Consider the following 24,891-nt stretch of genomic DNA (forward strand, 5'->3'; position numbering starts at 1 on the left):
TACTATAATTAAATGCTTTTTTCTTGAAACTGCAAAGTACAAAAGTCCTTAAGTTACTCCGTGTTTGTTTAACAAATATTTAATTTCTTAGAACAAAACTATTTAGTTGAAAAAGTTTTATTGTGTTTCTCTAAGCAAAACAGTACTTTCACGGTTTTAATGAACAGTCATGATTTTAGCTGAAAACTTACACAAATACTATGACGACCTTCACGTGCTTAAAGGTGTTGACCTTCACATAAAGCAAGGGGAGATTGTATCGATAGTGGGGGCGTCTGGGGCCGGGAAAACCACTTTGCTCCAAATATTGGGCACGCTCGATAATTCAGAAAAAAACGAGGGAAAACTGAATATCAATGGCATTGACATTAAAACACTGAAACGAAAGGAGTTGGCAAAGTTCCGAAACAAGAATCTGGGATTTATTTTTCAGTTTCATCAATTACTTCCAGAATTTACGGCCTTGGAAAACGTGTGCATTCCAGCTTTTATCAATAAAACGCCAAAGCCAAAAGCCGAAAAAAGAGCTAAAGAACTCCTTTCCTTTCTGGGACTGTCGCATCGGGAAGACCACAAACCCAACGAACTTTCAGGCGGTGAGCAACAACGTGTGGCCGTTGCGCGCGCCTTGATCAATAAACCGGCCATCATCCTTGCCGATGAGCCCAGCGGCAACCTGGACACCGAAAGTGCCGAAAACCTGCACAACCTGTTCTTTAAGCTCCGGGATGAATTTGGGCAAACATTCGTAATCGTTACGCATAACGAAGAGCTGGCCGAAATGGCCGACCGCATGCTTGAAATGCAGGACGGAAAAATATTGCGATAATCAATGCGAAGGGCAGAATTAAAACGGTTTCTCGACGAAAAAGCTGCGTATTACAACCAGCCGTTGTTCATTGAAAGCGACCCCATTCAAATACCCCACCAATTTTCAAGAAAAGAAGACATTGAAATAGCTGGGTTTTTAATGGCAACCATCGCTTGGGGCAACCGGAAAAGTATTATAAACAATGGAAAAAAATTGATGCAGTTAATGGGGAACTCCCCTTACGACTATATTGTAAATTTTTCAGAAGCCATGCATGCCGACAGGCAAAATAAACAGGCCGAATTGCTTTCCAGTTTTGTGCATCGCACTTTTAACGGCGATGATTTGGTGTATTTTATAAAAGCACTTCAACATATCTACCTGCACCACGGTGGATTAGAAGCCGTTTTTGCCGCTTTTTCAGAAGAAGACACCCTGCAGCCGGCCATTCATCATTTTAAGAAGCTCTTTTTCAGCCTGCCCCATTTAAAACGTACCGAAAAACACGTGAGCGACCCGTTAAAGGGTTCGGCAGCAAAACGCATCAATATGTTTTTAAGGTGGATGGTGCGCAACGACAACACGGGCGTTGATTTTGGTATATGGAACAGCCTTTCCCCTTCTCAACTCTCCTGCCCTTTGGACGTGCACAGCGGACGGGTGGCCAGAAGCCTGTCGCTGCTAAAACGCAAACAAAACGATGCCAAAGCGGTAACCGAACTCGATGCTGCCCTAAAGCGATTGGACCCCAACGATCCGGTAAAATACGACTTTGCCCTTTTTGGCCTTGGGGTTTTCGAGGCTTTTTAAAATTTATACCTTCTTAATTCATTAGTAGAATTCTAAATGAAATTTAGTAACTTTACAACATAACAAAAAACAAAACGGGGTTTACCCCATAGGAGGAATTACTATTGATTACACCAGCCATTCCGGCCAACGAGCAGGAACGACTATCAGCGTTGAGGTCTTATCAAATGTTGGACACGCTTCCAGAAAAAGACTTTGACAACATTACTGCTTTAACAGCAAGCATTTGCGATACGCCCATATCCCTCATTACCCTGATGGATACAAATCGCAATTTCCTAAAATCGCACCATGGCGTTGACTTACAGGAATCGCCAAGGGACAGTTCCTTTTGCGGACACGCCATTGTTGACAATTCAGAAATATTTATCGTAGAAGACACCTTAAAGGACGAACGGTTTAAAGACAACCCCATCGTTAAAGAGCAACACATCCGCTTTTACGCGGGCGTTACCCTTTTCAGCCCAGATGGTTATGCTTTGGGCACCCTTTGTGTGTTCGATACCAAACCAAGGAAGCTGGACCAGAAACAGACAAACGCCTTAAAAGCGTTGGGATCACAAGTAGTAAACCTGCTGGAAGAACGAAAAAGGAATATCGCCTTGCAAGAACTGCAAAAAGAATTGCAGGAAAACAACGAACGGTTAAAAAACTTTGCGGGTATCATTTCGCACGACATGAAAATGCCTTTGGCGAACATGATCGTTACTTCTGATATTTTAAAGAAAAAATACGGAAAAAACCTCGACGAACAGGGCCTTGAATATTTAGACTACCTAAAACAATCGTCTTTCACTTTAAGCGAATACGTTACCGGGCTATTGGAACATTACGAAAGTGAAAAAACCTCCCAACAATCGTACGAAGAGTTTGACACCCACCATCTTTTTGAAGAAATCGTGGAGCTGTTGAACATTAGCGTGGATTGTGAAATAAACCTCCCTGAAAACAACCTTGAAGTCTCTTGTAACAAAACAGCCTTAGAGCAAATATTGATCAACCTTATTGGCAATTCCTTAAAATACAACGATAAGGACAAAATTGTTATCGATATTGATTGTAAAAAAGAAAATGGAATGCTTTTCATTACCATCGTAGATAATGGCGTGGGCATCGAAAAAGAAAAACTAAACGAAATCTTCGAGCTTTTTACCACCCTTGGTACCTTAGACAGAAACGGCCAAAAAGGAAACGGCATTGGGCTATCCACGGTTAAAAAACTGGTCAACAAGCTTGAAGGCGATATCTCTGTTTCTTCCGAAGTGGGACAAGGCACAACTTTTGAGTTTTCTATTGCATGCCAGTAAAACCACAAAAAACTTCTTTACGTAGATCCTTTACTTATGAATGTCCCTTACCCCAAAGAAAAAGAGCGCAAGCGTTTAAACGCGCTAAAAGCATATTTCTCCCTTGATTCCCAAGAAATACCAGATTTCAACAACATTACCTCTTTAGCAGCAAAAATTTGCGCTACCCCCATTGCGTTTGTGTCGCTTGTTTATAAAAAAGACAACCTCCTGCTTTCTTGTTATGGAACCGATCTGGATAAATCATCAAGAAACATTTCATTCTGTGAACATGCCGTACATAAAAACAGTGATTTATATCTGGTGAGCGACACCCACAAATCTGAAATTTTCAAAAACAATCCCATTGTAAAGCAGTACGATATCCAGTTTTATGCCGGTGCGCCTTTGGTCGATCCAGATGGAAACACATTGGGCACCTTGTGCGTGTACGATCACAAACCAAGAACATTAACCGATGTCCAGAAGGAAACGCTCACTTCCTTAGCCGAACAAGTGATGAATTTACTGGAGCTGAGAAAGAAAAACCGTCAATTTCAACAAGCGGAAAAAGAGCTTTTGGAACGCAACCAACAACTTGAAAATTTTGCCCATGTAGTATCGCACGACCTAAAATCGCCTTTGGCCAATATCATATCCCTAACGCGGTTTTTACGGGAAGAGAACCAAGAAAAATTCAACGATAATTCCTTGCAGTACCTCGATTATATTGAAGAATCCTCAAATACGTTAAAAGAGCTCATTGACCGCACTTTAGGATACTACAAAACCAACGAATTGCTTAATGAACAAAAAACAGACGTACCATTAAGAGCGTTTTTTGAAAAGATTAAAGAACTCTTCATCGTAAAGGATGGCATTTTTGAATACCCCACCACAGGAGTGGCCCAAAACATCAACGAACCTGCACTTACCCGAATCATGCTTAACTTGATCGATAATGCTTTAAAATATAACACTGCAGAGATCCCTAAAATAACCGCTGCATATCAAAGCGATGAAGATTACCATACCTTCAAGATAACAGACAACGGTATAGGCATTGCCAAAGACATTCAACAAGATATTTTCGGGCTTTTTAAAACCACCGGCGTAAAAGACCGCGAAGGTAAACACGGTACGGGCATTGGCTTGGCTACCGTTAAAAACTTGGTAGAGAAGATGGGCGGGCGCATCAGGGTGGAGTCGAACTTGGGAAAAGGCAGCACCTTTATCTTTACCTTAAGGAAATAGCGATTGTTTACACAGCATTTCATATATTTGGGCAATAAATTTTAGGATGCAGTTTCAACACCCAGAACTTCTTTACGCCCTCTTTTTACTGCTCATCCCTATCTTTATCCATCTTTTTCAGTTACGGCGCTTTAAGCAAGTGGATTTTACCAATGTGGCTTTTTTAAAAAAAGTGACGATCCAAACCCGCAAAAGCTCCCAACTTAAAAAATGGATTACCCTTTTGTTGCGATTGTTAGCTTTGGCCTGCATCATCATAGCATTTGCACAACCTTTTACGGCAACAAAAACGGCGTTAAATACTGAAAAAGAAACAGTGTTGTACTTAGACAACTCTTACAGTATGCAGGCAAAGGGCAGTAACGGGCCACTATTGAACCGAAGCCTTCAAGATTTGTACAATGTACAGCTCCCTTCGGAAAAAATAAGTTGGTTCACCAACGATGTTACCCGGAAAAACACCTCTTTGGAAGATTTTAAGAGCGAACTGCTATCGGTTTCCCCCTCACAGGGACAGTTGGCACTTTCTGAAGTACTGCTGAAAGCCAACCAATTATTTTCAAATGCTGAAGCTTCTGATAAACGGTTGATCCTTATTTCAGATTTTCAGCAAAACGAGGCCTTCCCGGAAATACCCGACGAAGTAACGGTCAATGCGGTGCAGTTGCAGCCGGTAAACACTAACAACATCACCATAGACACTGCCTATATTGCTTCAAAAAACGGAAACAACATGCAGTTAAAAGTAGCTGTTTCAGGAAGTGGCGACGTACCGGCGAGCGTTCCCGTATCACTGTACAAGGGTAAAACCTTACTGGCAAAAACAGCAGTAGACCTTTCTTCAGAAAAAAAGAACACCACGGTTTTTGATATTGAAACTTCAGGAAATCTTAAGGGCAAGCTGGAACTTACCGATCCTAACCTAGCGTATGACAATAGCCTGTTTTTCAGCATCAACGCTCCCAAGAAAATAAAGGTACTTTCCATCAACGAAGTAAATTCAGGGTTTCTGCAACGGTTATTTGGCCAAGAGGAATTTGCATACACACAGCAAACCCAAAGCAATTTAAACTATAACGAAATCCCCAATCAGGATTTTATTGTCATCAATGGGCTTAAAGACATTCCGGCTTCTTTGGCCGTGGCATTGCAATCGTTCAGCAAACAGGGCGGTAGTGTGTTGGTGATCCCTTCAGAAAAAGCAAATTTATCCGATTACAACAACCTGCTCGCCACTTTGGGGATGGGCCGTTTCACGGAGAAGGTATCCGCAGAAAAACAGATTACGCAAATTGTTTTTGACCATCCATTGTATGAAAACGTTTTTGAAAAACGGGTGGTGAATTTTCAATATCCCACCGTAAATTCATATTATCAAACCAACACCAATGCCACTGATGTGCTTCGGTATGAAGATGGGAATCCGTTTATATTTCAGAAAAACAACACTTACTTTTTAAGTGCCCCCATCAATCTTGAAAACTCTAACTTTCAAAACTCGCCCTTGATCGTGCCCACTTTTTATAATATGGCACAGCAAAGTTTAGCAGTGCCCCATTTGTACTATACCATTGGGCAACAAAACAAGTTTGATATCGCTGTGCAATTGATGGAAGACGAGATCTTGAAAATTAAAGACAGCAGCAGCACATTTATACCCTTGCAGCAAACCAAGGCCAATAAAGTAACGGTGACCACTATTGAAGAACCCGCTACGGCCGGTACTTTTGAGATTGTAAAAGATGCTGACTTCATTGCTTCTATTAGCTATAATTACAACCGTAGCGAAAGCAATTTACAATATATGGATATCGAAAACTGGGAAGGTGCGAATAGCAGTGCCTCCATTTCGGCATTGTTCGATACGATAATGGAAGCAAACAACATTAACAGTTTTTGGAAATGGTTTGTTATTTTTGCATTGTTGTTCTTGCTACTGGAACTATTGGTTTTAAAATTTTTCAAGTAACAAAAAGCACCAACGCCTGTCAATAAAAAGAGACCCAATGGACATACTTATAAAAGCCGCCACCATAATAGACCCCGAAAGCAAACACCACGGTAAAAAAAGGGATGTGCTTATACAAAACGGGACCATCGAGAAAATAGCGGCAAAAATATCCGACACGAAAAAAGTAGAAGAACTGTCCTTGGACAACCTGCACGTCTCGCAAGGATGGTTCGACAGCAGCGTATCGTTTGGCGAACCGGGATTTGAAGAACGGGAAACCATACAAAACGGTCTGCAAACGGCGGCCAAAAGCGGTTTTGCCCAAGTTGCCGTCAATGCAAACACCTACCCGGTGACCGATAGCAAATCGAACATCAAGTTTTTAAAAACGCAGGCCTATAATCATGCGGTGTCCCTCTATCCCATTGGCGCGCTTACGGTACAAAGTAAAAGTGCCGATTTGGCCGAATTGTACGACATGCAAAACGAAGGCGCCGTTTCGTTTTACGATTACAAAAAGCCTATCGCCAACGCTAATTTGTTGAAAATTGCCTTGCAATACACCCAAAATTTCAATGGTTTGGTGCAATCGTTTCCGATGAACCGTTCGGTGGCAAAAAACGGAATGATGAACGAAGGGGTTAACAGTACCAGGTTAGGCTTAAAAGGCATTCCGGCATTATCGGAAGAGCTCCAGATTGCCCGCGACCTCTACATTCTTGAGTATACTGGTGGAAAACTGCATATTCCGACGATTTCGACAAAAAAGTCAGTACAATTGATTAAAGAAGCGAAAAAACAAGGGCTCGATGTAACCTGCAGCGTAGCTGTTGCAAACTTGGTTTTGACAGATAAACTGTTGGAAGCATTTGACACCCGTTACAAATTGCTCCCTCCATTGCGCACCAAGGAAGATGCCGAAGCCCTGTTAGAAGGATTGAAAGACGGAACTATCGATGGCGTGACCAGTGACCACGACCCTATTGACATAGAACATAAAAAAACTGAATTTGAACACGCCTATTTTGGCGGCATCGGTTTGGAAAGCTGTTTTGGAGCTTTGCGAAGCTTGGTCGATACCGAAATGTCTATCAAAGCCTTGAACCGGTTAAAAAGCAGGTTTAACATCCTTTCCAATACAGTTGAAGAAGGAAATAAAGCCAACCTTACCTTTTTCGATCCAGATAAAACCTGGAGATTTTCAGAAGAAGCTATTCTTTCAACTTCAAAAAACACGGCATTTTTAAACCAGCAACTTAAAGGGAAAGCCTACGGTATTTTCGCCAACAACAAACTGATTTTAAACGAATAATGGACAACCTCTCTGCAAAAACCAAAGCCATCATCGCCTATATCACGTTTGTGGGAACGTTGATTGCTTTTTTTATCAATAAAGATAACAAACACGAATTTACCACTTGGCACATTAAAAACATGTTTGGGTTGTTGCTGTTGTTGCTCATAGCGCAAGTAACCCAAGCGTATGTCGATTTGTTTTTTGGGGAAATCCTGTGGTTCATTGCTTTCTTTTTATGGGCGTTTTCTTTGGTCATGGCCATCTTGGACAAAAAACAAGCCATCCCTTACTTTAGCGAGAAATTTCAGGAGTGGTTTACTTTTTTAGATTAGATAATATGGTATCTTTATATCGTATTAATAACTAATCATTTAAAACCTATGGAACCGCAACCTACCACTACTCCTACTCCCGATAATGGCAAAAACGTAGCCATCATCGCCTACATTACGTTAATTGGCTGGATTATTGCACTGGTTATGCACAATAACAACAAGACCGATCTGGGCGCTTTTCATCTAAGGCAAATGCTGGGCTTGATGCTTCTCGGGCTGGCACTGTCCGTACTTAACATGCTCTTGGATATTTACTTTCTTGGCGTTATCATCCAATTGGGAATGTTGGTCCTTTGGATTTTAGGACTGGTTTCTGCGGTACAAGGTGAAAAGAAACCCATTCCGTTATTGGGGGAACAGTTTCAGCAATGGTTTGCGGGAATTGGATAGACAGCGTCTTTTACCCAGACAGCATTTTTCCTCACGCTCCCTGTTTTTTCCACTCGGTATTGCCTATTTTTGCACCCTATGGAAAAACAGCAATTACAACTTCAGCATAATTATAAACTTGCTTCGGGTGGTTCAGAAAAAAACCCTGCAATCATTATGTTGCACGGTTTTGGCAGTGATGAAAACGATCTTTTTTCGTTCGCCAATGAACTGCCGGATACGTACACCATTATTTCGTTAAAAGCCCCCATTCCCATGCAACCCTACGGCAATGCGTGGTACAATATTTATTTTGACAATACCGATGGCAAGTTCAGCGATACAAAGCAAGCCATTGCGTCCCGCGAGCTCCTTGCCAATTGCATAGATGAAATTGTAGAAAAGTACCCTGTAGATAAAGACAACATTACCCTTTTGGGCTTTAGCCAAGGCACTATATTAAGTTTTGCCGTCGCCCTTAGCTATCCTGAAAAAGTAAAAAACGTTATAGGGCTTAGCGGGTATATCAATGAAGATATTTTAAAGAAAGGCTACGCCGATAACGATTTCAGTAACCTGAATGTTTATACCTCCCACGGAAGCGTAGATCAAGTAATCCCCGTGGACTGGGCCCGAAAAACAAAACCCTTTTTAAGAAACCTGGGCATTGATGCCAAGTATTCCGAATTTCCCGTTGGTCACGGGGTTGCCCCTCAAAATTTTCAGGAATTCAAATCTTGGCTGGCAGAAAAACAATAAGTTAATGTAGTTTGAGGTATGGGATAATTGTTTTTAAAAACGCTGTTCATGCCACGAAACGAAAATGGCTTTCAGTAACTAATAACAAAACAAGGTAAACTATGGACAAGGACTTCTGGTTACAATTGAAAGAGCAATTTTTAAATTTTGTGATTGAAATAGGCCCAGAAATCATCTATGCTGTGATAAGCCTCATCTTGGGCATATTTTTGATCAGGTTGATCATGAACCTGCTGAAGCGCACCTTGAAAAAATCACGGGTGGAATTGTCCTTAAAAACTTTTGTGGAAAGCTTGAGTGTCTTCTTGCTGTATGGGCTGCTTATATTCATCATCGGGTCTATTCTGGGCATTAAAACCACCTCTTTTATTGCTGTTTTTGGCGCGGCCGGGATTGCTGTTGCCTTGGCCCTGCAAGGGAGTTTGGCCAATTTTGCCGGAGGCGTGCTCATCTTGGTGTTCAAGCCTTTTAAGGTGGGCGATTTAATACACGTGAACAACAACTTGGGGTTTGTGCAAAAAATTGACATTTTGTACACCCGTATCAAAACATTTGACGGAAGGATGATCACCATGCCCAACGGCAACGTGTCTAACAGTGATGTGGACAACCGCACCATGGAACCGTATCGCCGTATTGATTTGAACTTGAAAGCCTCTTTCGATGCCAATATGGATAAACTACGGCAGTTAATTACAGGAGCGTTGAAAAAACACCCAAAACTCGCCAAAAACATGCCCGTGGAGGTCTATCTGGATGAAATAGGCGAATATGGAATAAAACTTAAAGCCCGATGTTGGGTTGCATCCACCGATTATTGGCCCGTGTATTGGGAGCAATTGAAAGCCGTGAAAAACACCTTAGACCAAAACGGAATTGAAATCCCAATCCCTAAGCGAAAAGTGTATCAAGGCGATGATTCCGAAAAGAAAAGATAGGCTCCTATTGTTGTATTGTTAGTTTTCAGAATAAAGTTTTGTTATTGTCGCAATCAAAGCTTTCCAGAATTTAAGATAAAGCTTATCTCCCCGCAATCAGGTTTAACAAAACCATTTTCCTTCAAAAAACTGTTTTACATACAGCACATTTTTCATTTATTTTTCGCAACTTTATGAAATACAACCATATAGCTTCGATTTATGGAAACCCATTACACCGATATTCATTGCCATCCATCGCTAAAACCTTACAGCAAAAGCTTTAAATACAATCCACCAAAACAAAATGCGCGCAATCCCGGGCGAAAAAACTCCATTTGGCATTACAGTCCGCCGAACTTCTTGGAAAAATTTGTAAACCGCATTGTTACCCTGACCAAGTTCACCCAAACCGATATGACTGCCTTGTCCAAAGCCCGTACCCAAACCGTAATTGTGAGCCTCTACCCTTTTGAAAAGCACTTTTTAAGCAAAAGGGTTTGGGGCTGGAAAGGCTTAACCGATGTACTGGTGAACCTTGCCGCCAGCATCAGCCAAAGCCGCATCGATTATGTGATGCGCCACAACGATTATTTTGAGGATTTAATTTCGGAATACCGTTTTTTTATGCAACTGCACAATCAAGTAGAAAAAATAGACGGTATATTTTACACCTATCGCTTGGTGAAAAGTTCTGCTGAAATTGAAGCAAACAAGAAACTGGAAGCCGAAACAAAAAAAATAATCAATATCCTTATTACCATTGAAGGCGGCCATTCCTTCAACACTGGTTTAAAGATGAACGAAAACACCGCGAACCCAACCGAAGTAATGGAAAACGTACGTAAGGTAAAGCAATGGGAACACCGACCGTTGTTCATTACCCTAGCCCATCATTTTTATAACGAGTTGTGCGGCCATGCCAAAAGCATCAGCATCGGTGCTTTGGAAGACAACCAAAAACGCGGCATCAACACCGGCATTACGCCTTTGGGCTTTGAAGTGATTGAATTGTTGCTCGACAACACCAACGGCAACCGCATCCCCATCGACGTGAAGCACATGAGCGAAGATTCCCGAAAAACCTATTACGGTCTACTGGATACTGTGTTTAACAATGAAAACATTCCGGTGATTGCCAGCCATGGGGCCGCGAACGGCTATCGTTCTTTGGTGGAAAAAGACAAAACTGACTATCCAGAACGGGCCGCATATTTCAACCAGATCGATATCAACTTTTACGATACTGAATTTATCCGAATAGCAAAAAGCAATGGCATTTTCGGCATTCAGTTGGACGAAAGACGAATAGGAAGTTCAAAAGCCATAAAAGAGTCAAAAATCTATTTCCCGAACAAACGCAAACAGCTTCGGAAAAAAATCGTTGCTGGTCTGGCGCCAAATTGAGCACGTGGCCGAAGTACTGGACAAAGAAGACCTGTTCTGTTGGGGCATTCAATGTATAGGAAGCGATTTTGACGGCATTATCAACCCCTTAAAAGGCAATTGGACCGCAGAGAACATCCGCGACTTGGCCGATGAGCTGGTGAAACATGCCGACGCCTATCTGGCAAAAAACCGAAATAACCTAAAGAATTTCAATAGAATTACGAGCGAAGCCATTGTAGAACGAGTGTTGCACGGCAATGCCATGGCGTTTATAGAACAAAACTATGGATAAGACTGTTATTTAAAAGGTATGACAAAAAGGTGGTTTTTTTCTGAACCTTCGTGAGTGAAATGACTGACTATTAAAATGACCGATGATAGAAATAGTAGGCTATCACCGCTCCACTTTTGGCTCAAAAACAATAGGCAACTCTTGTTTTGCGAACTGTACCAGCGTAAACGGAGTAGTAAGCGCCATCGTCACGTTATCTCCGGGGTTTGGTGAGGTACCACCAATATGAACTACCACATTTGAATCGGTTTTTTCAATACGCTCAACGGAAACGGTATAACCCCCAGTTGAAGTCTGCCCCATATTGATAAATGCAAGTTGGTGTTTTTCAAAATCGACCTTAGGAATTGAAATTTCTGGACTTCGAGTACTGTTGATCTTTTTAAACAGAGACTCCAACTCGTTTTGGTTAGCAATGATTTTCCGTTGAGGGGTTTCAATCTTGCTCTGCGAACCACTTACAACTTCTTCAAAAGGAACGTTTTGTATCGTATCGTTACTATTAGATTGTCCGCCTTTACAAGCCATAAAAAGTAATACTGAAAGAAATAATAGCTGTTTCATCTGTCTTGGTTTTTGTTAAAAAGAAGCTACAAACCATTTTGTTACTTCATGCTTACAGCTTCTTCATATACCGTTTCGTATAAAGGTACAATTTTTTTAGTATCAAAAGAACGAGCGGTTTCCCGGGCTTGTTTTTTAAAGGCAGCAAGGGTTTCTTCTGAAGAAAGGATAGATAATGCATTATCGGCCATTTCGGCTACGTTTCCTACATCGCTCAAATACCCGCTCACCCCATTTTTATTCACTTCGGGAAGCCCGCCAGTATTGCTTGAAATAACGGGCACACCACTTGCCATAGCTTCTAAAGCCGCCAGGCCAAAACTTTCTTTTTCCGAAGGCAACAAAAACAGGTCGCTAAAACACAATATTTTATCCACTTCGCTGCTGTTGCCCAGAAAAACCACATTGTTTTCGATGCCTTTTTCAACACATAACTTCTCGCAGGTTTCTTTTTCTGGTCCTTCGCCTACCATCAACAGTTTTGCAGGTATTTTTTTCTGAATGCGGTCAAAAACCTCAATGACGTCGGTTACCCGTTTTACTTTCCGTAAATTGCTCACGTGGGTAATGATGCGCTCGTCGGGTTCGGCCATCAATTCCCTTTGGCAGTCGGTGTACGATGGGTTGTGCTTGGCCATATCGATAAAATTAGGCACAACTTTAATATCTTTTTCTACTTTAAACAAACGGTTGGTGTCGTCTTTCAAACTTTCTGAAACCGAGGTCACCACATCACTTTTATTGATGCTGAAGGTTACCGCAGGCTTGTAAAACTCGTGATTGCCCACCAAGGTAATGTCGGTACCGTGCAAAGTGGTAACCATGGGCAAATGAATGCCTTCTTCTTCCAGCATTTTTTTGGCCATATATCCTGCATACGCATGCGGAATGGCATAATGTACGTGCAACAGGTCGATGTTGTGCAACTTTACGGTATCGACTAATTTACTGGACAGCGCCAGCTCGTATGGCTGGTAATGAAACAAAGGGTAATCTGGCACCGAAACTTCATGAAAATGAATCTGCTTTGAAAGCAGCTCCAAGCGCACCGGCTGTTTATAGGTTACAAAATGGACTTCGTGCCCGTGTTGCGAAAGGGCAATGCCCAGTTCGGTAGCGACCACGCCACTACCGCCAAAGGTAGGATAACATACAATGGCTATTTTCATGGTTTTCGTTGTTTTTTAATAATCGATGGCATCATAAATAGCTTGCTGTATTTTGGTTCGTAAATCGCTGCTTATCAATTTTCTGTTTCGCGAATCGGGATAGGTGCGGTTAGACAAGAATACATATACTATTTCCATTTCGGGGTCTGCCCAAGCAAAAGTGCCCGTAAAGCCACTGTGTCCAAAACTGGTCATGGAAACACAGCCACAGGTAGGACCTATATCGCCCAGTTGGGGTTTGTCGAAACCAACGCCGCGCCTTACATCGTCTTCACAATAATAACATGTATTAAAAGCATCCAACGTTTCGGGCTTAAAATAGCGCTTGCCTCCGTAAAATCCTTTCCATAAATACATTTGCATAATTTTGGCAATATCGTTTGACGTACTGAAAAGCCCCGCATGACCACTAACCCCGCCCAACATCGCCGCGCCTTGGTCGTGAACGTAACCTTGCACTTTTTGCATACGGAAATACGTGTCATCTTCCGTAGGGACGAGCATATTTTTCGGAAATTTATTCAATGGCAAATAAGTGGTATGGTAGGCACCCATCGATTCATAATAAGTACGCTGAACCAGTTTTTCCAAAGAAGTACCGTAAAAATCCTCTAAATATTTTTTTAATATATAATAAGGTAGATCGCTGTATTTGTACCCTTTGGTCGGCCGTAATTCACTCTCCCGGATGATTTTGAAAATACTATCTTGGTAATCGCGCCGCATATATAATTTTTCTGCCACGGGCACATTAAATTTTTTACTGGGCTGTCTGCTGTAGTACTTTGCGGCAGGATTTTTTGTCACCGTATCTAAGGTATGAACGTAAAAGGGAATCCACGCCTTAAACCGTGCATAGTGCGAAAGCATCTCTTTTAAGGTTACATTCGCTTTATTGGAGTATTTGTATTCGGGAAGCATTTCGGCCAAGGTCGTGTCCATGGTAAGCACGCCTTGATCGTACAGTTGCATGACCATGGGCAAGGTGGCTAGAATTTTGGTCAGGGAAGCCACGTCGTACATATCATTAGCATTAATAGCATTCTTTTTTTGCTGGGTTTGATAGCCAAAAGTCTTATCGTAGATCACTTTGCCTTTACGGGCGACCAAAATTTGGGCACCGGGCATCATATCGCCCCACAGCCCTGCCCTTGCCAACGAATCTATTTTTTTCAATTTATAACTGTTCATCCCAACGCTTTCTGGCGTTCCATACTGCAAGCGTTTTAAAGGTTGTGTTTGAAAATGGGTGTTCAGCAGAAAGGTCTCGCCCAACGTAACCGGAAGCTTTCCGTTAGCACCCCTAGCCCCAAAAATCAATTGTGCCGAAAGTTGCTGGGAAATAGCACTGTTTTGATAGGAAAGGATTACCCCTTCAAAATTGGCCGCTGTTTTTAGTTCTGAAAGGGCATAGGGACGCGCAAAAACATCTAAGATCACCGTGTTGGTTCGGGCGATCTCGTATATCCAAATGAGTTCTTTTTCGGTGAAATTATAAGCTTTCCAAGGATTGTCATTGCTTTTGTGAAACCCGATGACCACGTAATTGTAGTTTTTCAGTTTCTGAACATAGCCGTCCAAGCTGTTGGCCTTTACCCAATCGATCTTGGCGTATTTCCGAAGTTCTTCCAAAAATGGTTTTCCCGAGGCATCGCCAAAGTTAACGTAAGCAATCTTCTTTTTCTGCAGGTCTTTAATGGGCAAGATGGCTTTGTCGTTTTTAAGGACCGTCAAGGCATTTTCCATGGCTTTTTCATATAAGGCATCGTCGTTTACCGTGTTCAATTCTTCAACCAAATAGGTGGTGTCTACTGGTTGATACTTGTTGAGTCCCACTTTGTATTTAGCGTATAAAATCTTTTTAACCGAATGCTCTAACCGCTCTTCGGTTATGGTGCCTTCGCGATAAGCCGTTACCAACATAGCGTGGGCTTTTGGGATATCTTCGGAAATGAGCAAAACATCGTTCCCCGCCAAAAAAGCGGCCAGGTCTATCTCGCCAGGTTGATCAAAATTGGCCACCCCGCGCATGTTGAGCGCATCGGTAAAAATAAGGCCATTGAAACCCAATTTGCCTTTAAGGATATTGGTAACCACGTTTTTTGAAAGCGATGAGGGATAATTGAGCTTATCTTCCAGTGCGGGCACGTTTAAATGGGCTACCATCACGCTGCTTAAGCCTTCGTTAATGAGTTTTTTGTAAGGGTACAGCTCTATACTGTCCAAACGGGCGCGGGTGTGGTCTATGGTAGGCAATACTTTGTGGGAGTCGTCTTCGGTATCACCGTGGCCGGGAAAGTGTTTGGCACTGCCCAAAATACCGGCGTCGTGAAAACCTTTCATAAAAGCCAGGGCTTTTTCGGTCACGTTTTCTTTGTCCTCGCCAAAAGAGCGGTTGCCAATAATTGGGTTATTGGGATTGGTGTTGATATCGACCACTGGCGCAAAATTAATGTGCACGCCCAACCGTTTGCTTTGTTCACCAATGCGCTTGCCCACTTGGCGTACAATATCGTTATCTTCAATGGCACCAAGTGTCATGTTCCACGGAAAGGCATAAGTTGAATCCAACCGCATGGCCAAGCCCCATTCGGCATCCATTCCTATGAGCAAAGGGGTTTTTGACCGTTCTTGAAATTCATTGTTCAGCTTTGCCTGCCGCTGTGGCCCACCTTTCGAGAAGATAACCCCACCAATATACTGATTGTCTATAAGTTGGTTTACCTTATTTATTTTGGCTTTTGGGGCACTGGAAAACACATCGACCATAAAAAGCTGGCCAATTTTTTCCTGTAACGACATGTTCCCGTAAATACTGTCCACCCATTTTTTCTGGTTTTCAAAATCTTCCTTAACGATCAACGGGTTGACCTGTTGGCTATAAGCGGAAACAAAAAGTAAGGTGAGCAGTGAGGTTAACAGCAATTTTTTCATAAACCGAAAGTACAAAAACTATGATAAAAAACGATTGTGCCAGGACTCTTTTGCCGGTACTTCCCAGTTTTCCAAATATTCTTGTTTCGTATTCACCAAATTATTGAAAACCACGGTGTTTTTGGAAACCGACCTGTTTTTTGCCATTTTTCTAAAATCGGCCAATGGTTTGTGTGCTATGTATTCGCCCGTATAGAACGTAACGTTCATTTTGTCCATCAAATCGACGTTGTACTCTTTTTCCAACGATTGTATAAAACGCACCGAGGCATCAATACTGCAGCCCGACGCGGCTGCAATGGATTGGTTAAGCCCAATGACGATAAAACGGTTGTGTTTAAGCTCGAAGCCGGCCTGTAAATCGGTCCCGTGGGCGGTCCATTCCTTCAGGAAGGCTTCGGTTTTTATTTCTATTTCGGCAACTTCTTCATCGGTGAATTTTCGGTTGGACTGGTAAATCCAAATCCGAGAGTCGTTTGGGAGGTTTTCAAAAGCTGTAAGCATATTTTATTTTTTCTGAAGCAAAACAACGTTCTGCAATACGTTATCCCGCTTTTTGTTGTTATATCAATTAGTTTATTCTTTTATGATCACGAACGAAGCCTTATAGCCAGTGCCCAGATTCCATTCTTTGGCCGAAATGAGCTGGCCTTTATCGTCATACACATGCAACTCGGCAGTGTTGGGGCCTGAGGTGCCTTGGTTTAACGCTTCAAATTCTACCGTATTTATACCTTGCTCCAGAGGTAGTTTTAAACCAATGAAAGAGGAAACGAGGGACAGATCGGACCGTACCACGTCCCCATTCACGTAAATGCGTATCCTGTCGCCATCCACATATTCGTGATCGCGGCACATTACATTTACAAATTCGCCATTGGTGGATACATTGCCCAAGTTTTGGTCGCTTAGATAAGCCGCAAGTACTGGTTTGTCTTTTTTCTGAAAATATTTAGGCTGTTCATCGGTTTTGTAGTCCATCAAGCCATCTCCTTCAGCGAATTTTATATCTGGTTCTTCTTCGCCCAATTCTGGCGCGTCGGTTCCCTGTTTTTTAGGTTTGGTAAGGCTTGGTGCCTCAATATCGGGAAAATCGATTAGGGTTTCGGTCTCGCCTTCGGTATTTTCAATAGACTCAAAGCGTACACTTGTATTTTGGTTGTCAATTTGCGACACACCCTTAACAGTGGTCAAGCCAAAACATAGCAGGAGCAAAATATATTTCATAGTCGCCAAAAATTTCTTGAAAATTATTTGCAATAAGCACGCCAAAGATAACCAACACGACCCATCATTTTCTTAAAAATAACTGAAATTACGCACTGATATTGTTTAAAGTTTCCATTTCAGAATTGGAGAGTTCTAAATTGACGGCTTGCGCAAAGGCATCGAGGTGCTCTTTTTTGGTCGCACTGACAATGGGTGCCGTGACTCTTGGGTTTTGAAGCAACCATGCCAACGAAACGGCAGCAGGGGAAACACTGTGGTTTTTTGCAATTTCGGTAACGGCATGTATGATGGACCTTGTTTTTTGGTTCCAATGTTTTTTTACATAATCGGTTCTGGACGAGTTTTCAACAGCTTCTTGCGAGTTGTATTTACCGGTAAGCAGCCCGCTGGCCAATGAAAAGTAAGTGGCGACCCCTAAATTGAAATCGTTGCATACCTCTTCAATAGCACCTTCGAGTTTAGAGCGCTCCACTAAGTTGTATTCCGGTTGATATACTGTATAGGCCGGCAAACCATTTTCTTCTGCCACCAACAGCGACTGTCGCAACCGTTCGGACGAAAAATTAGAGGCTCCAATATAACGCACCCTCTTTTCATTTATGAGTTTTTTGAAAGTTCCCAAGGTTTCTTCAGGCGGGGTGGATTCATCGTCTTTATGGGCATAGTACAAATCCACATAATCGGTTTGCAGCCGGTTTAGGGAATCGTCAATAGATTTTTTAAGGTGTTTTTCTGAAATGTCGATTCCACCTTGCCCCATATCCATTCCTGCCTTGGTACAAATAACCATCATATCACGATTGCCGCGTTCTTTCATCCATTTGCCAATGATTTTTTCAGATTCGCCGCCGGTGTTGCCGTTGTACCATCTTGAATACACATCGGCAGTATCGATACAGTTGATGCCCAATTCAAAAATGGCATCTAACATTTTAAAAGATTCTTTTTCGTTGAGGGTCCAACCGAAGACATTTCCGCCGAAAATAATGGGCGAAATTTTCAGTTGGGTGTTCCCGAGTGCTATTTTTTTCATAAAAAAGCAATATTTATACTAAAGTTAAAAAATGGGTGTTATGTCTGTCAAGAAATCACGACTAATCGTCTGATCTTTTTTTCCGCTTATGGCGCCAAACAAAGATCAAAATTACGAACACAACAGGGATGACAATGTAGATTATTATATCGGCAGGATCTGATAAATCCAGCGGTTTATTGTTGTCTGGATGCGGCACTTCTTTCGGGATTTGCGCTTCAGCTTCAAAAAATAAGGCCATACACGCGACAAAAAGGCTGAGAATTCGTTTTTCCATAGCTTTGTTTTTGGTTGAATGTACTTATTTTACTCCGTTTAAGCATACTATTTAACAAAAGATGTTAAGAATTTGGATTTGTGGATTCTAAACCTTATCATGCTCTGTTATTAAATTAAACACAGGCTATACATATGAGACAACTTAAGATTACGAAGCAGGTTACAAACAGGGAAACAAAGTCTTTAAACAGTTATTTACAGGATGTAAGTAAAATAGACATGATCACGGCCGAGGAAGAAGTGGAATTGGCACAGCGCATACGGGAAGGTGATCAGGCCGCCCTGGAGAAGTTGACACGGTCTAACCTTCGTTTCGTGATTTCGGTAGCAAAACAATACCAAAATCAAGGGTTAAGCCTTTCAGACCTTATTAATGAAGGCAACGTTGGCTTGGTAAAAGCCGCCAAACGATTTGATGAAACCCGGGGGTTTAAGTTCATCTCGTACGCTGTATGGTGGATTAGGCAGTCCATCTTGCAAGCTATTGCCGAACAGGCCCGTGTGGTGCGATTACCGCTCAACAAAATTGGTGACATCAGCAAAATAAACAAGGCTGCCATCCATTTGGAGCAAGTACACCAACGCAAGCCCACCGCGGAAGAGATTGCAAAGGAATTGGATATTTCGGTACGTAAAGTAAAGAGCTCGTTAAAAAACTCGAACAAAAGTCTGTCGATGGATGCTCCTTTTCAGGAAGGGGAAAACGACAACAACCTGTACGATGTCATTAGCTCTGGCGAAAGCCCCAACCCCGATAAGTCGTTGATTCACGAATCGCTACGTATCGAGATAGACCGTGCGCTGGACACCTTGTCGCCACGGGAAGCCGATGTAGTACGATTGAATTTTGGCCTCGGCGGACAACCGGTAATGACCTTGCAGGAAATTGGCGATACGTTCGATTTAAGTCGGGAACGGGTGCGCCAAATACGTGAGAAAGCCATTCGTAGGTTGCGCCAGCAGTCTAAAAGTCACATCTTAAAAAAGTATTTAGGATAATATTTTAAGATTTTTTTAAAAGCGGGTATAATTTCTACGTGTATCTTTATGAAAACCAACTAAAGATATATGACAATAGAAATTATACTCGTTTTTTCTATTCTGCTTATTACCATCGTGCTTTTTGCATTCGAGGTTTTTCCCGTTGACAAAATAGCACTCTTTCTCATTGTGGCTTTGGCACTTTTTGGTTTGGTAACTCCAGAAGAGGCCATATCGGGTTTTTCCAACACAGCGACGATAACCGTGCTGGCATTGATGATCGTTGCCATTGGCATGGAAGACACGGGAGTGATCGCTACCTTAGCACTTTTCTTAAGGAAACTTCATATACTGCCCTTTGTTATTTTGTTACCGGTTTTTATGTTCATCACGGCGGGAATTTCGGCCTTTATAAGCACAACGGCCGTTGTGATTGTGTTTATCAAGATAATTTCTGAAATATCAAAACGGTTTAAACTTCCAGAGTCCAAATTGTTATTGCCTATCTCTTTTGCAGGTATACTGGGCGGCAGTTGCACATTGATGGGCACCTCTACTAACTTGATTGTTAATTCGGTAGCTTTGAATTTAGGTGCCGAACGCTTCAGTTTTTTTGAGTTTTCATTGTACGGGGTCGTCTTTTTGGCGGTGTCCATTGTGGTGATCACCATTGCTTCCAGATGGTTGCCCAAGGCGCGTAAAGAAACAATTGAGGACGAATACAAGATTGAAAAGTTCGTGACCTCCGTTTCGGTTACTGAAAACTCTCCCTTAATCGGTAAAAAAATTGAAGAAACCGTTTTTTTTAATAACGAGGATGTTTCCTTGTTGAAAATTTCAAGAAACAATCAAACCAATAATGCCCCGGGACGTTACGTAACCCTAAAAAAAGGCGATAAGTTGCTGTTGCTCTGCAATATGGAAAACCTGATGCGCTTAAACGAATTTGAAGGGCTGGAGATTCGCGAACAATTGGACGTGGGTGAAACAGTGTACAACTTAGAGGACATTGATGATGAAGAGAAAGACAACCCAGAAAATTTAGGTTTTGTAGAACTTTTGATTTTACCCGGTTCTGCTTTGATAGGCAGATCGTTAAAAGAAATAAGAAGGCAATCCATACAGAACGCCACTCCCATTGCCATAAGAAAACGCAAAAACATACGTAACACCAAAGAGCGGCTCATTAGAAAAGATATAGGTCAAATAGCCCTGAAACCGGGCGATAGGCTTTTGGTTGAAATACCCAAACAAGACATTCCACGTCTGGAAGGGCTGGAAAACGTAGCTATATTGCAAGAGCATGACCTCCCATCTCATAAAGATAATTTTAAAAAAAGCATTGGTTTTGGTATATTGTTGTTGATAATCGGCTTAGCGGCAAGTGGCATACTGAGCATTTTAATAAGTTCGTTACTGGGGGTAACCCTGTTGTTGTTCACCAATTGCATAACCCTTACCGATGTGTATCACAGGGTGAACTGGCAGGTTATTTTTCTTTTGGCGGGAATGATCCCTTTAGGGGTCGCCATGCACAACTCAGGGGCCGACCAGTGGCTTTCTGATCAATTATTGAAGGTGCTGGAAGGAAAGCCCAACGTTATCATCATCGGGTTGGTTTTTTTAATCACCATGGTCATGAGCGGCGTAATAAGCAACAACGCAACGGCTATTATTATGACGCCCATTGCCATTTCGGTAGCTGTAGGAATGGAACTGCCTTTTAAGCCCTTTATTTTGGCCGTGCTGTTTGGGGCCAATTTCAGTTTTTTCACGCCTATGGGCTATCAAACAAATACCTTAATATATGGTATGGGTGTTTATAAGTTCAGGCATTTTTTAATCATAGGAGGCATTCTCTCCATCATCCTCTGGATTTTGGGTACGTTTATGCTTTCAACATTACTTTAATATAAAAATAAAAAACAAATAAATTATGAAAGAGAATACATTTTCAGTAAACGACGCAATTTCAAATTTGTGGGACAAATTAGACGGGTGGCTGGACGCCATTATCTTAAAACTCCCCAACTTCGCCGTGGCGATATTGGTATTGGTCATTTTTTACTTTTTGGCAAAAATGATGGCTAAGTTTTCCAAAAAGGTTCTTTTGAAAAAAATAAGCGACGAGGCCATTAAACAAATGGTTGTTAAAATCATATTTGCCGTAGTTTTAATTGTTGGTTTTTTCATCGCCCTTGGGGTAATGGAACTCAATAAAGTATTAACATCGGTCCTTGCTGGTGCTGGGGTTGTAGGTTTGGCCATTGGTTTGGCACTGCAAGGAACCCTAAGTAATACGTTTTCTGGATTGTTGCTTTCCTTTTTGCCAAAAATAAGGATAGGCGATTTTATAGAAGCAGGCGACCACAAAGGATATGTTACCGAAATAAGCCTCCGTAATGTGACCATTAGGCAAACAGACAATGAGTATGTAATTGTGCCAAATTCAATTATAGTGGACAATCCGTTCACCAATTACTCTTGGACCGAACGTTCCCGAGTGGATGTAAGCTGTGGCGTGGGTTATGAAGACGACTTGGAAAAAGTGGAAGAATTGACCCTGAAAATAATAAAGGAGAATTTTCCACATCAAGAAGGGGAATCTATTGACTTTTTCTTTACCGAATTTGGCAACAGCTCCATTAACTTTGTGACCCGGTTTTGGATTGACAGTAAAAAACCAAAACCAAAATTAGCGGCTCAACATAAAGCCATTAAACTCATTAAGAAACATTTTGATGAAGCCGGGTTTAACATTCCGTTCCCCATACGTACATTGGACTTCGGAAAAAACAAGCTCCAAATGGCTCCAAACAACGATGAATAATCTTGATATTTAATCTTGTAAAGAAAACGGATACTTCGGTGTCCGTTTTTTAATGCCTTGACTTTAAGTTTTTTTAACAAAACAATAGGAAACCTTAACTATCCCCCTATACGTGTTTACACGTATATTTGTGCCAACAATAAACCTAAAAACATTCATGATGAAAAAGCTAATCACACTAACCTTACTTTCGGGCGCATTTGTTTTTACCTCTTGCGTATCGAAAAAGAAGTATGTCGAACTACAGAACGATTATAATGAAACCCGTTCGCAACTGACCAAAACACAAGTTGAAAAAGAAGAAATTGAAGCTAAATACGCTAAGATAGAAGAAAGGGTAGCCGATTATAACTCTAAAATACAATCGTTGAAAGATACCAACGACAGCCGGTTACAATTAGAAGGCAATGTAGTGGTATCTAACAAAGACAAAGAAAAAATGAGGGCGGCATTGGCTAAGGTGGATCAAGAAGAATTGGCACAGGCCAAAACCTTAGAAGACAGTATGAACCTTATTGTTTCATACAACTTAAAGCAAAACCTTGACAGTTCTTTAATTGGTGAAGGCGAGGAAGACGATATCCAGATTGATATTGACGAAACCGTCGTGATGATTACCGTTTCAGATAAATTATTGTTTAAATCAGGAAGTGCCCGCGTTAACCCTAAAGCCAATAATTTATTGGAACGACTGGCTTCAGTAATCAATAGCGAACCAGCTATGGAAGTAATGGTAGAAGGCCACACCGATTCACAAACTGTAAAACCTGGATCGTACGTAAAAGACAACTGGGAGTTGAGCGTAAAACGTTCTACCGCTGTTATTAGAAAATTGCAAGACGACTTTGGCGTAGCTCCAGAAAAATTAATAGCGGCCGGTAGAAGCAGCTACCACCCACTTACCGAAGAAGAAACCAAAGAAGCGTACGCAAAAAACAGAAGGACGCGCATCGTGATCCTTCCTAATCTCGACAAATTTTTGGCTCTGCTTTCTGCCAATTAACCACGGGTTAAAACCTCATAATTAAAAGCGGCTCTTGTGGGCCGCTTTTTTTATGTAATAAGTTAATTAATGATTTTTCTGTAGCAATGTTAAAATTAACACAATAAAATGTTAAACAAATGATAATATTATTTATCTTTACAAGATTACATCCCTAATTGGTGCGCTATGGTACAGAAAATCAACACAGACTTTTGCGAACTGCACCTTTATACAAAATATGCCATTTTAAAGGTTTTTGAAAATGTGTTTTACGATGTGGAAAAAGCAACCATCGTGCAGCGCAAATTTCAGGATTTTTTCGAAAATAAACCTTTTGTCTTGATTTCCGACAGAAACATTAAACACGAAGTGGATTTCAAGCTCTACAAAAGCAACACCTTACAAAATATTGAAGGTCTGGCCATAGTATCAGCAAATCCCGAAGAACGGGAACGGGCCGTTTTAGAACAGCCCCACTTCAGCAAAAGTTTCGCCTTCTTCGAAAAGCTTGGCGATGCCCAAAATTGGGCAGAGGCCTTTTTTAGGTAACAATTCCTATAAAAATAAAAGGCCGCCATTCATTATAGAATCGCAGCCTTTTTATCATTCCAATAAACTATTGCTTACTTTTTAGCACTTGGCGGCACAGTAGGCCGTACTTCTATTTTACTGGGCAGGGTACGTGGGTGCATGGTCAATAGATCGATCACCAGTTTTCCTATGTCTTCTATTTGTATTTTCCATCCCTCATCGCCTTCGGTAGGTTCGTTTCCGTTAAAGTAAGTAGAGACACTGCCGGGCATGATGGTGCTTACTTTTACATGGTGCTTTCTTAGATCCAGCATGGCAGCCTGCGTAAAACCTGTAATTCCGAATTTACTGGCGTTGTAAGCCGCTCCCCCAGCAAAGAAATTGGTGCCCGCCAAACTGGAGATGGTGATAAAATATCCTTGTTGCTGCTTCAAGTGTTCCACGCTCGCTTTCAACGTATAAAAAGGGCCCGTCAAGTTGGTGTCTATGGTTTCTTGCCACTGTGTTGGGGTTAATTCTTCCACCGAGCCAAAATGGCCCAGCCCGGCATTGGCAATCACGATATCCAACCCACCAAACTGCTCCACCACTTGGTTTACGGCTTGTTGCTGGCTTTCAAAGCTTCGTACATCGGCTTCAATACCTATGGCTTTTGCGTGATTGTTTTCGGCATTATTTAAGGTTTCTGCCGCTTGTTTTGCGGTCGTTTCTTTTCTTCCGGTAATGGCAACGTTGATTCCCTGTTGCAATAAGCTTACCGCAATGCCATAGCCTATGCCTTTGGTTCCGCCGGTTATCAATGCTGTTTTTCCTTGTAATTCTTTCATATCATTCAATTTTCCCCAAAGTTACAAAGCCGAACAACCAATTGTTATTAATTTATCC

Annotated in this window: 25 protein-coding genes; 17 read left to right on the forward strand and 8 right to left on the reverse strand. The window is 41.7% G+C overall.

The window, feature by feature from the left end:
• Positions 1-169: 169 nt before the first annotated feature.
• The 12 genes from DDV96_RS04965 to DDV96_RS05020 all read left to right on the forward strand — a co-directional run bounded on the left by DDV96_RS04965 (position 170) and on the right by DDV96_RS05020 (position 11,470).
• The gene (locus DDV96_RS04965; protein WP_116693654.1) at positions 170-829 is read left to right on the forward strand and encodes an ABC transporter ATP-binding protein; all 660 of its coding nucleotides are present in this window, start codon (positions 170-172) and stop codon (positions 827-829) included.
• Between the two features lie 3 nt (positions 830-832).
• Positions 833-1,621: a TIGR02757 family protein gene (locus tag DDV96_RS04970; RefSeq protein WP_116693655.1), complete on the forward strand. Its 789-nt coding sequence runs from the start codon at positions 833-835 to the stop codon at positions 1,619-1,621.
• Between the two features lie 104 nt (positions 1,622-1,725).
• Complete coding sequence (locus DDV96_RS04975) at positions 1,726-2,928, forward strand: sensor histidine kinase (protein WP_116693656.1); 1,203 nt, start codon at positions 1,726-1,728, stop codon at positions 2,926-2,928.
• A 36-nt stretch (positions 2,929-2,964) separates the two neighbouring features.
• A complete protein-coding gene (locus DDV96_RS04980; RefSeq protein ID WP_116693657.1) occupies positions 2,965-4,161 on the forward strand; it encodes a GAF domain-containing sensor histidine kinase in 1,197 nt (398 codons plus the stop codon).
• Between the two features lie 46 nt (positions 4,162-4,207).
• Positions 4,208-6,130 (forward strand): BatA domain-containing protein, encoded by a 1,923-nt coding sequence (locus DDV96_RS04985; RefSeq protein ID WP_116693658.1) that lies wholly within the window; start codon positions 4,208-4,210, stop codon positions 6,128-6,130.
• Positions 6,131-6,167: 37 nt separating this feature from the next.
• Complete coding sequence (locus DDV96_RS04990; RefSeq protein ID WP_116693659.1) at positions 6,168-7,424, forward strand: dihydroorotase; 1,257 nt, start codon at positions 6,168-6,170, stop codon at positions 7,422-7,424.
• Positions 7,424-7,741 carry a hypothetical protein gene (locus tag DDV96_RS04995; RefSeq protein ID WP_116693660.1) on the forward strand — a complete coding sequence of 106 codons (318 nt, stop codon included), beginning with the start codon at positions 7,424-7,426 and terminating at the stop codon, positions 7,739-7,741. Before DDV96_RS04990 ends, DDV96_RS04995 begins: the two co-directional genes overlap by 1 nt.
• A gap of 48 nt (positions 7,742-7,789) precedes the next feature.
• Positions 7,790-8,134: a hypothetical protein gene (locus tag DDV96_RS05000; protein ID WP_116693661.1), complete on the forward strand. Its 345-nt coding sequence runs from the start codon at positions 7,790-7,792 to the stop codon at positions 8,132-8,134.
• Positions 8,135-8,212: 78 nt separating this feature from the next.
• Positions 8,213-8,872, forward strand: a complete 660-nt coding sequence (locus DDV96_RS05005; RefSeq protein ID WP_116693662.1) for an alpha/beta hydrolase — start codon at positions 8,213-8,215, stop codon at positions 8,870-8,872.
• Positions 8,873-8,973: 101 nt separating this feature from the next.
• On the forward strand, positions 8,974-9,810 hold the full coding sequence (locus tag DDV96_RS05010) for a mechanosensitive ion channel family protein (protein WP_116693663.1): 837 nt from the start codon (positions 8,974-8,976) through the stop codon (positions 9,808-9,810).
• 201 nt (positions 9,811-10,011) lie between these two features.
• A complete protein-coding gene (locus DDV96_RS05015; protein WP_116693664.1) occupies positions 10,012-11,196 on the forward strand; it encodes an amidohydrolase family protein in 1,185 nt (394 codons plus the stop codon).
• Positions 11,174-11,470, forward strand: a complete 297-nt coding sequence (locus DDV96_RS05020) for an amidohydrolase family protein (protein WP_116693665.1) — start codon at positions 11,174-11,176, stop codon at positions 11,468-11,470. The genes DDV96_RS05015 and DDV96_RS05020 overlap by 23 nt, the downstream gene beginning before the upstream one ends.
• Before the next feature lie 102 nt (positions 11,471-11,572).
• Here DDV96_RS05020 and DDV96_RS05025 read toward each other — a convergent pair whose 3' ends face one another.
• The 7 genes from DDV96_RS05025 to DDV96_RS05055 form a co-directional block, all read right to left on the reverse strand.
• On the reverse strand, positions 11,573-12,034 hold the full coding sequence (locus DDV96_RS05025; protein WP_116693666.1) for a protease complex subunit PrcB family protein: 462 nt from the start codon (positions 12,032-12,034) through the stop codon (positions 11,573-11,575).
• 41 nt (positions 12,035-12,075) lie between these two features.
• Positions 12,076-13,203, reverse strand: coding sequence for an N-acetyl-alpha-D-glucosaminyl L-malate synthase BshA (gene bshA, locus DDV96_RS05030; RefSeq protein WP_116693667.1), 1,128 nt, complete (start codon positions 13,201-13,203; stop codon positions 12,076-12,078).
• 15 nt (positions 13,204-13,218) lie between these two features.
• Positions 13,219-16,137 (reverse strand): glycoside hydrolase family 3 N-terminal domain-containing protein, encoded by a 2,919-nt coding sequence (locus DDV96_RS05035; RefSeq protein WP_116693924.1) that lies wholly within the window; start codon positions 16,135-16,137, stop codon positions 13,219-13,221.
• Between the two features lie 18 nt (positions 16,138-16,155).
• Positions 16,156-16,641 carry an ABC transporter ATPase gene (locus tag DDV96_RS05040; RefSeq protein ID WP_116693668.1) on the reverse strand — a complete coding sequence of 162 codons (486 nt, stop codon included), beginning with the start codon at positions 16,639-16,641 and terminating at the stop codon, positions 16,156-16,158.
• 72 nt (positions 16,642-16,713) lie between these two features.
• On the reverse strand, positions 16,714-17,364 hold the full coding sequence (locus tag DDV96_RS05045) for a hypothetical protein (protein ID WP_116693669.1): 651 nt from the start codon (positions 17,362-17,364) through the stop codon (positions 16,714-16,716).
• Between the two features lie 88 nt (positions 17,365-17,452).
• Positions 17,453-18,400, reverse strand: coding sequence for an aldo/keto reductase (locus DDV96_RS05050; RefSeq protein WP_116693670.1), 948 nt, complete (start codon positions 18,398-18,400; stop codon positions 17,453-17,455).
• Between the two features lie 61 nt (positions 18,401-18,461).
• Positions 18,462-18,677, reverse strand: coding sequence for a hypothetical protein (locus tag DDV96_RS05055; RefSeq protein ID WP_133240815.1), 216 nt, complete (start codon positions 18,675-18,677; stop codon positions 18,462-18,464).
• A 134-nt stretch (positions 18,678-18,811) separates the two neighbouring features.
• Here DDV96_RS05055 and DDV96_RS05060 point away from each other — a divergent pair, with 134 nt between their 5' ends.
• The 5 genes from DDV96_RS05060 to DDV96_RS05080 all read left to right on the forward strand — a co-directional run bounded on the left by DDV96_RS05060 (position 18,812) and on the right by DDV96_RS05080 (position 24,024).
• Complete coding sequence (locus tag DDV96_RS05060) at positions 18,812-19,678, forward strand: sigma-70 family RNA polymerase sigma factor (RefSeq protein ID WP_116693672.1); 867 nt, start codon at positions 18,812-18,814, stop codon at positions 19,676-19,678.
• Positions 19,679-19,747: 69 nt separating this feature from the next.
• Positions 19,748-21,571 (forward strand): SLC13 family permease, encoded by a 1,824-nt coding sequence (locus DDV96_RS05065; protein WP_116693673.1) that lies wholly within the window; start codon positions 19,748-19,750, stop codon positions 21,569-21,571.
• A gap of 25 nt (positions 21,572-21,596) precedes the next feature.
• Positions 21,597-22,490 carry a mechanosensitive ion channel family protein gene (locus DDV96_RS05070; protein ID WP_116693674.1) on the forward strand — a complete coding sequence of 298 codons (894 nt, stop codon included), beginning with the start codon at positions 21,597-21,599 and terminating at the stop codon, positions 22,488-22,490.
• A 160-nt stretch (positions 22,491-22,650) separates the two neighbouring features.
• Entirely contained in the window at positions 22,651-23,493 is an 843-nt protein-coding gene (locus DDV96_RS05075; RefSeq protein ID WP_116693675.1) for an OmpA family protein, read from the forward strand.
• Between the two features lie 168 nt (positions 23,494-23,661).
• Positions 23,662-24,024, forward strand: a complete 363-nt coding sequence (locus DDV96_RS05080; RefSeq protein WP_116693676.1) for a hypothetical protein — start codon at positions 23,662-23,664, stop codon at positions 24,022-24,024.
• A 74-nt stretch (positions 24,025-24,098) separates the two neighbouring features.
• On the opposite strand, the gene DDV96_RS05085 is transcribed toward DDV96_RS05080, so the two are convergent.
• Positions 24,099-24,833, reverse strand: a complete 735-nt coding sequence (locus DDV96_RS05085) for an SDR family oxidoreductase (protein ID WP_116693677.1) — start codon at positions 24,831-24,833, stop codon at positions 24,099-24,101.
• Between the last annotated feature and the right edge of the window lie 58 nt (positions 24,834-24,891).

This window comes from Marixanthomonas spongiae (assembly GCF_003095375.1).
Lineage (GTDB): Bacteria > Bacteroidota > Bacteroidia > Flavobacteriales > Flavobacteriaceae > Marixanthomonas > Marixanthomonas spongiae.